Consider the following 13,067-nt stretch of genomic DNA (forward strand, 5'->3'; position numbering starts at 1 on the left):
TTTGTTACAGTCGTCTTAGCCCTCTACCGTTTTCTGTTTCTTTTATCTTATGAAACTTTTAGCTAAGACATTATTAATATTTAGAGAGATTGTTATTTATTACACGGGCTAGCTGTTAGCCCGTGCATTCAAGTTATTGTGCTGCTGGTTGTTGATGAATTGCTTCTTCCATAACTTTTTGGCGATCCTCTTCAGAAATACCTTTTAAAATTTCATTAATTTTTTCAAGATCTGCATCACCTTTACGTAAACCAACTGCAATCGATGTATTTGAAATATCAGTATCAAAGCCTTGTTCAAACTTAACATAAGTAAACTTATCGTTTGCAGCAGCAGCGGAAATACCTTCTGGACGTTCTGCAACATAGCCGTCAATTTTTCCAGCTTCTAACGCTACACGCATTGCTGGGAAGTTATCCATTGCAGTTTGTTTTTTTACATCTTTAATCTGATCGATAACTTCATAGTTAGATGTATTTAATTGTGATGTAATTTTAGCACCAGAGAAATCTTGGATAGATTTTGCATTTTCATATTTACTGCCTTCTTTAATGACCATCACAAAATCAGACGTATAGTAGTTTTCAGTGAAATCAATTGTTTTTTTACGCTCTGCAGTAGGTGACATACCTGCAATGATTGCATCAATTTTATTGGATTGTAGTGCAGGTACTAAACCATCCCACTCCAATTTTACGATAACTAATTCTTTTCCTAAGCCTTCAGCGATTTTTTTCGCCATTTGCACATCATAGCCACCAGCATATTCTGCATTATCTGCAATTTTTACTGCACCATTTGCATCATCTTGCTGCGTCCAGTTAAACGGAGCATAACCTGCCTCCATGCCGATACGGAACACACCTTTTTCTTTCGTATCAGAACTTGCACCTCCATTAGACGATGTCGTATCCTTTTTGCCTCCAGCACCACAAGCTGCTAACATAATTGCTGTCATTACGGTCAACATCAATACCAACAATTTTCTTTTCATGAAACATTCCCCTTTTCTGTAAAAAAATAAGACAACTGTACCAAAAAAGACCTAAGTACTGAACTTAGGTCTTACTTTTTTTAACAGTTGCCCAAATCCTCACTATAATTCCATCATTCCGAGATAGCACAACCTAGTAAACCTGGAAAATAATTTACTAGGACAGTCCTGCACTTATTCACTGCAGACCCAGCATAAAAGTACGAGCTCCTTTTATACTTCGGCGATATTTCCTTCTCCATTGCGTCTTCGCTTGCTTATACTCAACAATGAACTAATAAATACCGCGCCTCTACCTCACAATAGGATAAAAGTGAGGTTTGTTTATTTAATTGATATATAGATACTACTATAAAACTAACTTAATAGTCAAGATAATATTATTACTTTTCTGATTAATTACAATATTAGAGTTTTTTATCCTTTTTAAAGCCTTATATACACTTTTGCAAAGGTGAAAATAATTAGTGCCAAGAGAGTCCGTAAAGTCGCCCATACTTCATTATACGTACTCCAAACAACTCATATACATGGTTACGCTTATAACAAATGAGATGATGAGTTAGTTTTCTAGAAATTACGCAAATAATTAATATATAACTTACTCTTTAGTAATTCAAAAGAAATTGTGGAACAGTAAAGATAATACCCTTTGCACTATACGTTTCTTTCTGTGAAGCTTTCGCATACATTGGGACAACATATCCGTCGGTTTGAATACTTCATCCGTCGCTTTAGCTCTTTTTCTCGTTGCTTCGATTGCTTCATCCGTCACTCTGGCTTTTCTTTCCGTCCCTATAGCTCTTTATTCCCTCGCATTTAATAAATGCTCCATATAAAAAGAAAAAACCCTGCGAAACAATGTTCGCAGGGTTTTACCAAACTCAGGAATTAAGAATTTAATAATAAATCTTCTGGGTTTTCAAGTAGTTCTTTAACAGTTTTAAGGAAACCTACAGAATCTTTACCATCGATAATACGGTGGTCATAAGAAAGTGCTAAGTACATCATTGGGCGAATTTCTACTTCACCATTCACTTCAACTGGACGTTTTTTGATAGTATGCATACCAAGGATACCAGCTTGTGTACCATTCATGATAGGTGTAGACATTAATGAACCGAATACCCCACCATTTGTAATTGTGAATGAGCCACCTTGAAGATCAGCTAAACCTAATTTTTTGTCGCGTGCTTTTTTCGCTAGGTCTGCGATTGAATCTTCAATTTCAGCAAAGTTTTTGCGGTCAGCGTCACGTACAACTGGTACTACTAAACCTTCTTCAGTTGATACAGCTACACCGATATCAAAGAAGTTGTTTAAGTGAATTTCATCACCAGCGATTTGTGCGTTAACATATGGATATTTTTTAAGTGCTGCAACTACAGCTTTAGTGAAGAATGACATGAAACCAAGTTTTGAGCCAGTTGACTCGAAGAATTGGTCTTTTTTACGAGAACGTAAAGCCATAACGTTTGTCATATCTACTTCGTTGAATGTTGTTAACATTGCTGTAGATTGTTTTACTTCAAGTAAGCGTTTTGCAATTGTTTGGCGACGACGGCTCATTTTTTCAACAGTCACACGTGATTCATCTACAGCTGCAACTGCTTTAGGTGCTGCTGGAGCTGCTTGTGGTGCTGCTACTGGAGCTGTACCATGAGCTGCAACGTCTTGTACACGTACACGGCCTTGTGGATCTACTGGAGATACAGCAGCAAGGTCAATACCTTTTTCACGAGCAAGTCTACGAGCTGCTGGAGATGCGATTACACGCTCACCAGAAGTTTCTTCTACAACTGGAGCTGCTGCTACAGGAGCAGGTGCTGCTTGTGGCGCTGCTGGAGCTGGAGCTGCTGCTTCAACTGGTGCCGCTGGAGCAGGTGCTGCACCTTCGCCAGCTTCTACAACTGCGATAACTTGACCTACAAGTACAGTATCGCCTTCTTCAGCTAAAATTTGCGTTAAAACTCCCGCTTCTTCAGAAATGATTTCAGCGTTTACTTTGTCTGTTTCAAGTTCAACGATGAATTCACCTTTTTCAACGCGATCGCCCACTTTTTTTACCCACTGTGCGATACTACCTTCTGTAATCGATTCTGCTAATTCAGGGACTTTAATTTCAGCCACTTTCATTTCCTCCTTTAATTAACGTGCATTGGTGCACATAAAAGGGCTACTGCCTAAGCAAGTAGCCCGGCTCTCAATAATTAATATGTGATTATTTAACCTTTACAGGCTCAGCAACTGCTTCTTCAACAAGTGCGGCTTGAGCTGCTTTATGAGAATCTGCATCACCTTCAGAAGTCGAACTCATTGCAGGTCGACCTACATATCGTAGCTTTTTACCTTCTGAAAGGTCGTGTAATGTTTCTAATGCATAATTCCAAGAACCTTGGTTTTTAGGTTCTTCTTGTACCCAAACGATTTCTTTTGCATTAGGATACTTAGCAATAATACCAGCAACTTGCTCTTTTGGGAATGGGTAAAGTTGTTCTACACGAGTAATGTGTAGGTGATCGAAACCTTCACCGTCTTTAATACGGTCTGCAATGTCGATCATCACTTTACCTGAACCTAAAACAATGCGCTCTACAGCTTCTGGTTTTGAACCTAGGCCTGGTTGTTCAATTACTTCTTGGAATGAACCATTTGCTAATTGATCAGCATTCGCTGCAGCTAATGGGTGACGAAGTAAGTACTTAGGTGATACAACCACAAGTGGACGAACGCCTTCAGTTCCTAATAATGCTGCTTGACGACGTAATAAGTGGTAGTAGTTACCTGCGTTTGAGCAGTTTGCTACGAACCAGTTATTTTCAGCCGACATTTGTAAGTAACGTTCCATACGGCTAGAAGAGTGTTCTGGACCTTGACCTTCATAACCATGTGGTAAAAGGATAACTAAACCAGATTTTTGACCCCATTTAGCACGTGCACCTGAAATAAAGTTATCAAACATCACTTGTGCCATGTTTGCAAAGTCACCGAATTGAGCTTCCCAAACTGATAATACATGGCCATTTTCTAAATTATAACCATATTCAAAGCCTACTACCCCTGCTTCTGTCAGTGGAGAGTTGTGCACTGTAAATGAAGCATTTGCACCAGAAATATGGTGAAGTGGTGTAAATAAATCGCCATTGTTTTTATCATGTAACACTAAGTGGCGTTGAGAGAACGTACCACGTTGTGCATCTTGACCTGTAAAACGTACTGGTGTGCCATCTTGAATAATTGTTGCATAAGCTAAAGTCTCTGCATGACCCCAGTCGATTTTTGCAGAAGCAAATGCATCACGGCGTTTTTCTAAAATTTTGCCAAGTTTTTTCTGTGGCTCGAAGTTTTCTTTAAATACTAGAAGCTCTTCGTTAATTTTTTCTAGACGTTCCGCACCAACTGCTGTATCAATTTGTGGGAATTCTACTTTTAATTCTTCTGGCATTTCTAAATGTTTATGCTCATCTTTATCTGCCATTTCTTTTACATGATCATAAGCTACTTGCATTTCTGCATAAATAGCTGTATCTAGTGCAGCTACTTCCTCAGCAGAAACTACACCCTCAGCTGCTAATTGAGCACCGTATAAAGCACGGACTGGCTCATGTTTAGAAACTAATTTATAAGTTTCAGGGTTTGTTACTGTTGGATCATCAGTTTCATTGTGACCATGACGACGGTAACCAATAAGGTCAACGATGATATCTTTACCGAATTTTTGACGGTAGCTAGCTGCAAAACGACCAACTAATGCTACTGATTCAGGGCTATCTGCATTTACATGCACAACTGGTACTTCGTAACCTTTTGCAGGGTCAGAAGAGTAAACAGATGAACGAGAGTCTTGTAGTTCAGTTGTAAATCCAATCATGTTGTTAGCAATGATGTGGACTGTACCACCAGTAGTGAACCCTTCAGTTTTTGCAAAGTTTAATACTTCTGTTACGATACCTTGACCTGGGAACGCAGCGTCACCGTGCACAAGAATACCTAATCCTTTTGTGCGGTTATGAACAGCTTGCCCTGGTTTAGAAGTGTCATCTTGTGATGCACGTGCAGTACCTAAAACAACCGGATTTCCTACTTCTAAGTGAGATGGGTTGTAAGCAAGTTTAACATTCATACCAGATTCACGGTTGTAAGAAGCACCCATGTGGTACTTTACATCACCAGTCCAGCCTTTTGTAATTTCAAGGCGACCATTTTCCGGCATAAATAATTCATTAGATACGTGTGCAAAGTCAGAGAACATCATATCGTATGGTTTATTTAAAATGTGAGTTAACACATTCAAACGACCACGGTGGGCCATACCAATACGTACATTTTCTACGTTATTTGTTTCAGCTGTTTTCAAAATTTCATCGAATAGGACGATTTGAGTATCTAAACCTTCACCAGAGAAACGCTTTTGACCTACAAATGTTTTATGAATAAACTTCTCAAAGTTTTCAACACGAGTTAAACGATCTAATAAAGCTTTTTTCTCATTAGAAGCTAATGCTTGTTTAAATGTACCTGTTTCAATTTGTGCTTGAATCCAATCACGTTCTTCTGTTGCTCCCACGTGATTATATTCAAATGCCACTTTATCTGTATAAACAGATTTTAAGTAATCTATTGCATCTTTACCATTTTTCACGTTTGCTGGCACATCTTTGAAGAAGATTGCTGCAGGAATTTCAGCTAAATCTGCAGCGCTTAGGTTGAACGCGCTTTCTTCAATTTGAGCTGTTTGTAGTTCACGGTTTTTCAAAGGATAAATATCTGCCGCTAAATGGCCTTGTGTACGAATTGCATCTGCTAGTTTCACAGCTGCTAACACTTTCTTGTAATCGCCAGCAGGAGCTGCTGCATTACTAGCTACAGCTACTTCACCTTCTACTACTACTGGTGCACCAAATTGTTGGAATAATAATACTAACTCCGGTTCTACTTCTTCAGGAGACTGTAAGAATAAGTCGTATTGCTCCATCACATATCCTAGGTTAGGACCAGAGAAAGCTGACCATGGAGAACTTACAGTTGTAACGTTGTTCGACATGAAAAATGACCTCCAAATTTTGCCTTTCGGCAGTTCCATTAATTAAAATACAATTAATTATATAATATTTCTCCGTTCTTTAAAAGGATGTTTAACACAACATACCCATAATTTAAAGAACGTTTTTTCCATCTCAATCTTACTACTCTTCACAAAAAATACAACTCTTTTTAGCAAATTAAGCAATTTTTTTCTCAAAGGATAGAATAATTAAATAAAGCGTGTATTTTTCTCAATTTTTCAGCGGGAATTTCATCAAGAAAACGGTTCCAACATTTTTATCACTCTTGACTTCCACTGAGCTATTGTATTTTTCAAGTAACATTTTTGTAATACTTAGCCCTAAGCCAGTTCCACCTATTTGACGATTTCTAGCTTCATCAACCCGATAAAAGCGATCAAAAATATATGGAATATATTCTTCCTCTATACCAATGCCATTATCCTTTATTTCTAATTGAACTTCTTTTCCAGTAACAGAAAGTGAAATTTGAATCTCAGGAATTTTTTCACAATAACGAATTGCATTTTCTATTATATTACGAACAATTTGCCTAAGTGCATTTTCTGTTATGAACAAACGTCCTATTTTTTCATTTTTCGACAGCGTTATTCGAGCTTCTGGATGAAGATGTCTTGTCTCCTCTATAACCGCTTCTATAACAGCTACTGCATCAGCCTCACTTTGGTTGTCCTTTTCTTCACGGCGCGCAAGTTCTAGTAATTCTTCGATCATTTTACGCATCCGTGCAATTTCCGTTAGTGAAGTATTAATAGATTCCTCTAAAATTTCTGGATCATCCTTCCCCCATCTTTTCAAAAGGGAGAGATGTCCTTCAATGGCCTGGATAGGCGTTCGTAATTCGTGAGAAGCATCGGCAACAAATTGTTGCTGCTGTGCAAAAGAAATTTGCAATTCATTCATCATCGCATTGTACATTTTCAATAAATCACCAACCTCATCATGAGAGGTGTAGGTTAATTGAATTGGTTCATTAAATCCTTTATCCATAACAGTTTTCATGGATGAACGTAACGCATGCAACGGTTTCATAAAATAATTGGCTAGATAATACCCAATAGAAGCTGATAACAATAATGCTCCTAAGCCAGCTATTAGCATTGTAGTCAATAAATAATGCATCAAAGACTGGAACTTTGATAATGGATGAATCACTTGAATATATCCTTGAAAGAAACCAAGTTGAATCCGCTGATTTATGACAAAGACGTCCTTATTATCATTCTCCATTTCAATAACTTCACCTATCGAGGTAAGTGGTGCAGCCTGTGAAGTATTATTAATACGAAGAATCTGAACGCCATCTGCATTAAACATTCTAATCGTTTGATCACGATCCGCAATAGAATCTATAAGCCCTTTATTTTGCTGAATTTCCTGAATTGTAAGGTTGGGTCCCTGTGACTCTAAAAAATACACCAAATCATCGCTTGTCCGTTTGATTTTGCTTTGCTCGTCATTTAATAGCCATGTATGTAGCGAAATATAAACGACAATACAAATAATTGTATAGCTAAAAAATATTACAGCACTAGATGTTAGCATCCATTTTCTTTGTAAGGATAGATTGACTATATAATCTCTCAGCTTTTTCATTCACGCATCACGTATCCAACCCCACGAACGGTTTCGATATAGGCATTCATATCACCCGGTAGTTTTGTTCGCAAATGCCGGATATATACATCTACGACATTTGTCTCTATATCCGTATCATACCCCCAAACTGAGGTTAAAATTAGCTCTCGTGTACAAACTTTATTTTTATGCTCTAATAATAATTTAAGTAAATCATATTCCGTTTTCGTTAAATCAAGCTTTTTCCCTTGTGCAAAAACTTCGTAGGCCAATACATCAATTTCGATATCTCGAAAATTTAATGATCCCCTATTTTTCTCATCAGGTGTCACTCGACGTAAAATAGTACGAATTCTTGCTAGCAGTTCTTCAATTGCAAATGGTTTTACTATGTAGTCATCTGCACCGGCATCTAAGCCAGCTACACGATCCATTACAGCATCTCGTGCCGTTAACAATATAATTGGTACCATTGACTGCGTACGTATCCGACGACAAATTTCAATTCCATTTATCCCTGGAAGCATAACATCTAATAACAGCACATCAAAATTTTCGGATGAAGCTAGTGCAAGTCCTTCACGTCCATCAAAAGCGACTAATACGTCATAGCCTTCATGCTTTAATTCTAGCTCCACAAAGCGAGCAATATGCTTCTCATCTTCCACCAAAAGTATCTTAGGCATTTCATCACCTTCTATTCCAAAATTACTATGAGGGGTTTCCTACATAACACTGTTATAGCATAACATCAAACAAAAAGTCTGTACCACAAGTATCTACTTGTTTGTACAGACTTTTTTTAAAGTGAATCAGCAATATAGAGATTATTTTTTCCGATTTCCTTCGCTTTATATAAAGCTTGATCTGCTAATTCCAGCAATTCATTTAATGAATTACCGTGATCCGGATAATAAGCAACACCAATAGAGGCAGTTGGAGCAAAGTAATGACTTTCAATGGTCCAACCCTTTTTTAGTTCATTACGGATGCGATTAATAATGTGCATCATTTGTGTACTTCTTTTCTCATCATCCCTAGTTAAACCCGTTAAGACGACAATAAATTCATCGCCACCCATACGAATAACTAAATCATGACTACGTACAGCCGTAATTAATACTTGGCCAAACTTCTGGATAAAATCATCCCCCGTGTCATGGCCGTGCCGATCATTAACATTTTTAAAGTCATCCCCATCGATATAGAGCAAACCTAGACACTCATTGTGGTCTTGCGCTTCTGCCAATAATTTAGGAAACTCCTTGTGTAAAAAACGACGATTTGGTAGTTGTGTTAACGTATCGTGATAAGCTAAATATAATAGATCATTTTCGCGTTCCTTACGATGAGTTATTTCACGAGATAACATCATGATTTGCGATACTTTTTCACGCTCTGGGTCATGAACAACCGTTACGTTTCCTTCAGTCCAAACAGGTGTACCATCCTTTGCCTTTAGCAGTAGTTCAAACTGTGTTTCTGTTTGACCAGAATAATTATTTAGAAACGTTTCCCAAGCCATCTTACTTTGTTCATCGACAATGTTACTGTAAAACTGACCTTGTAATTCTACATTTTCGTAGCCTAAGAAAATCTCGTAGGAGGGTGAGGCATAGATAATGATGCCATCTTCATTTGTGATGACAATCAAATCATTTGTATTTTCTGTAATAAGACGGAATGTTCGTTCAATATTTTTTAATTCTGTTAACATTTTTTTCTTGTCCGTAATATCATAGTTAATGGATATATATTGTTCCGTCTTGCCAAATTCATTTATTAATGGGACTATAGCTGCTTCTACCCAAAAATCAGTATGGAATTTTGTACGATAGCATAGCTCTCCTCGCCAAATATCCCCCGCTTTAAGTGTTTTACCAATAAGTTGTAATATGTCCTCTGTATTATTATAACGAGGCTCTATTATATAGCATGATTGACCTATTAGCTCTTCTGCGGTGTAGCCAATCTCATTTAAAAACAAATCATTAACTTCTAGAATTGTACCATTACTATCTAAAACAGCGATGTACGCAGCAGAACTTAGAGCAGCCTTAAAAACCTCTAAACCATGAGATTTTGAGCGTAACTCCGCTTTTTGTTCAATGAATTGCGTGAAATCCTGCATGAGAAGAAAAATTACAAAAGAATTATCCCCCTGCATAACTGGTGAAAGTGAAACTAAATAGATGCGCTCTTTTTTATCCAGTGTATGAAACTTGATGAGCTTTTCACTAATATTTTCGCCCATAGAAGCTCTTTGTAAATAGGTTTGCATGTTTCCTACTTCATCTTTAGGAACAATTGGTAGGTCAATGAATACTTGCTGTTTAACCGTTTCGGTATCTAATTCAAAGTCCTTGGTGAAGCTGGAATTCACTTCATAAATAGTTCCTTCAGCTGATAAGATGACTGTTGAAAAAAAGGCATGATCGAACATTGAGCGTAAAAATAAAAACTTATCTTCAATATTACGATCATAAAGAATTTCTTTTGTTATGGCTAAAATATAATCTTCATTATTATATTTAAGCGGACGAACAGATGTCTCATATTTGCGAACTTCTGATTTGAAATAAGCATAATCCACATAATCAACTTGACTGTGCTTCGTAATTGCTTGATTGTAATTCTCTTGAATTAATGAAAAATAGCGACTTGAGGTAAGGGTAGATAGCATTTTCCCAATGGCCTCAGGTGATAACAAACCTCGAGCTGCTTGATTTAAGCGAATATATTGATAATCGTCTCCCACTTTTTTCATTAAAAAGACAAAATCTTTGCCAATAAACAATTCATTAAATAATTCTTCGCTTAAAAGATATTCCATGCTGTCACCCCCGTAAGTCGTAAATATTAATATAGAATTTAGAATATTCATATATTTTTTGTTTATACAATAAAATCAATACTACTATTATAACATAATTTAAAAGAATCACCCTTCTCAAATCAGAAAAATTGTATCCTTTTTAGGGCATTTTTTGATAATTTACCTCTTTTAAAGAAAAAACGTAATCCTAAAGAAACATTATCCAAATATTTTCACTAATAAATTTGATATTTTAGACTTAAAACTCCTAATTATAAATAAACAAAATTTAACTATCTGCGTAATTATTTGTTTTTCAGAATTTACTGACAAATAAATTTAATTTTTGTTTTTGCGAGGAAAATGATTGCATAAAGCAGTACGATTGTTATATTATATTAAAAAAACTAGCCTTTTTTCGGTATGGTCGAAAAATCAGTAAGACAGCGGGGAATTATGGATATCATAGTTACAACGTCTAGTTCTTTGGGTTTTAATTCCAGTGCGAATTTTAGTTTTCTTCTTTATGTTTTAAAGGAATTGTTTTAACTACCCTAGTAAAGGAGGCGTTTCGTATGCTTAAACATCGAGACCTACATGAATGTACAGAGCTTTATGAGCTATTATCACACCCTTCTGTTTTCCCATTTGTCCGTCAAAAAGCCACATCAGCTGATGAATATTGGTTTATGACAAAACAACTGATTGAAGAAGAAGCGAAGGGACTCGCTATTTCTAGGACCATTACTGATGATTGGGGTCAGCCAATCGGTACCATTAGCATTCATGATGTGAATGATGGTGCAGGCTTTTTAGGAACGTGGATTGGACTCCCTTATCAAGGTCAAGGTTACAACCAAAAAGCGAAAATGCTTTTTTTGAATGAACTATTTTTTGACTATAATTTCCATACGGTATTTCTCCGTATTCGTGTTGAAAATATAAAATCACAGCGTGCAGCCTTAAAGCTACCTTATGTTATGAGTGCTAATGAAAGTCATCCAACATTATTAGCACAGGTTAACAGCGGTGAGGCACAATTTAATTTATATAAAATTCCGAAAGATTTGTTCTACCTTACAACTGCCAATCAAATGGAGGATGGCGAAGAACAAGCGATGTAATATTTTTCATAAAGATAAGCTATGTGTTCTGTCACTATGACAGACACATAGCTTTTATTTTCGGGTATTTTTAATTTTTATAGCTGTACATTAGTACAAGCTATGTTATAGCACCCTTCAACGTGATCTTCGCTTCTATATTTTAACTATTGCTTGAAGCAAATCATGTGTAAAGCCTACTTTTCATATTGTAAAATGAGTTTCGCCATTTCATCTGGCGTTTTTGGTCTTTGTGTTTTCTCCATAGTTGCAACCATTTCTGCTTTGCGCTCGGTTAACACATGAACCGATTTTTTAAAGGATTCTTTTGTTAACTCTTCCTCTTGTAATACTTCCGCGTAGCCTTGTCTTTTAAATAAGTTGGCATTTAAAATTTGGTCACCACGACTTTTTTGTGCAGATAACGGCACTAATAACATCGGCTTGTGAAGTGCTAAAAATTCAAAAATCGAGTTGGAGCCGGCACGTGAGACAATAAAGTCTGCCGCATGTAATAAATCCGGTAATTCTGTTGTCACATATTCAAACTGTTTGTAACCATGCATCGATTCGAATGAGTTGTCGTAATTTCCTTTACCACACAAATGAATGATCTGGAACTGTTTTACTAGCTCTGGTAAATTTTTACGAAGTGCATCGTTCAAAACAACTGAACCTAGACTCCCTCCCATAACAAGAAGAACAGGTTTTAATGTTGTAAAGCCACATAATGATAATCCATTTGCTTGATCTCCCATAAATAACTCTTGGCGAATAATAGAGCCTGTGCAGGTTGCCTTTTCTTTCGGTAAATGCTGCAATGTTTCCTCAAAAATCGTAAAGATATGTGATGCAAATGGTAGCGCAATTTTATTGGCCAAGCCAGGTGTAACATCTGATTCATGAATGACTACTGGAACACCAGCAAGTTTCGCAGCCATGACAACGGGTACAGAAACAAAGCCTCCCTTAGAAAAAATTACTTGGGGCTTTACTTTTTTAATAATACGAAAAGCCTGCATAATTCCAGCAAGCACTTTAAATGGATCTGTAAAGTTTTTCATCGAGAAATAACGACGCAATTTTCCACTTGAAATACCGTAAAACGGAACATTAGGGAATGCCTCGCCTATTAATTCTTTTTCAATGCCCTGGTCTGAGCCAATATAGTGGACATCATAACCTAGTTCTTGTAAAGACGGGAGTATCGCTTGATTGAGCGATACATGACCAGCTGTCCCTCCACCGGTTAAAATGATTGTTTGTTGTTTCACATTAATTCTCCTATTCCTATTAACCATACTACTTTTTGTTTACAGTCTTTTATTTTACTATATGCGAACGAAAAGATATAGATGAAGCTTTAACTTCTTTCAGCATGTGTTTTATGTAGCGAAAGCGAAGCGGCAGCTACATGTGTTTTATGTAGCGAAAGCGAAGCGGCAGCTACATGTGTTTTATGTAGCGAAAGCGAAGCGGCAGCTACATGTGTTTTATGTAGCGAAAGCGAA

General features: G+C 36.9%; 8 protein-coding genes and 1 riboswitch. Of the genes, 1 reads left to right on the forward strand and 7 read right to left on the reverse strand.

The window, feature by feature from the left end; genetic code table 11:
• Positions 1-133 precede the first annotated feature (133 nt).
• From ACQKMV_RS06670 to ACQKMV_RS06695, 6 genes are all read right to left on the reverse strand, one after another.
• A complete protein-coding gene (locus ACQKMV_RS06670; RefSeq protein WP_427503011.1) occupies positions 134-994 on the reverse strand; it encodes a transporter substrate-binding domain-containing protein in 861 nt (286 codons plus the stop codon).
• 116 nt (positions 995-1,110) lie between these two features.
• Positions 1,111-1,297, reverse strand: a riboswitch (Lysine riboswitch).
• A 588-nt stretch (positions 1,298-1,885) separates the two neighbouring features.
• Positions 1,886-3,124 (reverse strand): 2-oxoglutarate dehydrogenase complex dihydrolipoyllysine-residue succinyltransferase, encoded by a 1,239-nt coding sequence (odhB, locus tag ACQKMV_RS06675; protein WP_427503012.1) that lies wholly within the window; start codon positions 3,122-3,124, stop codon positions 1,886-1,888.
• 91 nt (positions 3,125-3,215) lie between these two features.
• Positions 3,216-6,038 (reverse strand): 2-oxoglutarate dehydrogenase E1 component, encoded by a 2,823-nt coding sequence (locus tag ACQKMV_RS06680; RefSeq protein ID WP_427503013.1) that lies wholly within the window; start codon positions 6,036-6,038, stop codon positions 3,216-3,218.
• 232 nt (positions 6,039-6,270) lie between these two features.
• On the reverse strand, positions 6,271-7,656 hold the full coding sequence (locus ACQKMV_RS06685) for an ATP-binding protein (RefSeq protein WP_427503014.1): 1,386 nt from the start codon (positions 7,654-7,656) through the stop codon (positions 6,271-6,273).
• Positions 7,653-8,324, reverse strand: a complete 672-nt coding sequence (locus ACQKMV_RS06690; protein ID WP_427503015.1) for a response regulator transcription factor — start codon at positions 8,322-8,324, stop codon at positions 7,653-7,655. The genes ACQKMV_RS06685 and ACQKMV_RS06690 overlap by 4 nt, the downstream gene beginning before the upstream one ends.
• Before the next feature lie 116 nt (positions 8,325-8,440).
• Complete coding sequence (locus ACQKMV_RS06695) at positions 8,441-10,471, reverse strand: diguanylate cyclase domain-containing protein (RefSeq protein WP_427503017.1); 2,031 nt, start codon at positions 10,469-10,471, stop codon at positions 8,441-8,443.
• A gap of 557 nt (positions 10,472-11,028) precedes the next feature.
• Between ACQKMV_RS06695 and ACQKMV_RS06700 the strand changes: the two genes are divergently transcribed.
• The gene (locus ACQKMV_RS06700) at positions 11,029-11,577 is read left to right on the forward strand and encodes a GNAT family N-acetyltransferase (RefSeq protein WP_427503019.1); all 549 of its coding nucleotides are present in this window, start codon (positions 11,029-11,031) and stop codon (positions 11,575-11,577) included.
• Between the two features lie 176 nt (positions 11,578-11,753).
• On the opposite strand, the gene ACQKMV_RS06705 is transcribed toward ACQKMV_RS06700, so the two are convergent.
• Positions 11,754-12,830, reverse strand: a complete 1,077-nt coding sequence (locus ACQKMV_RS06705; RefSeq protein WP_427503020.1) for an undecaprenyldiphospho-muramoylpentapeptide beta-N-acetylglucosaminyltransferase — start codon at positions 12,828-12,830, stop codon at positions 11,754-11,756.
• Positions 12,831-13,067 lie beyond the last annotated feature (237 nt).

This window comes from Lysinibacillus sp. NPDC094403 (assembly GCF_050278745.1).
In the GTDB taxonomy this organism is placed as follows: Bacteria; Bacillota; Bacilli; order Bacillales_A; family Planococcaceae; genus Lysinibacillus.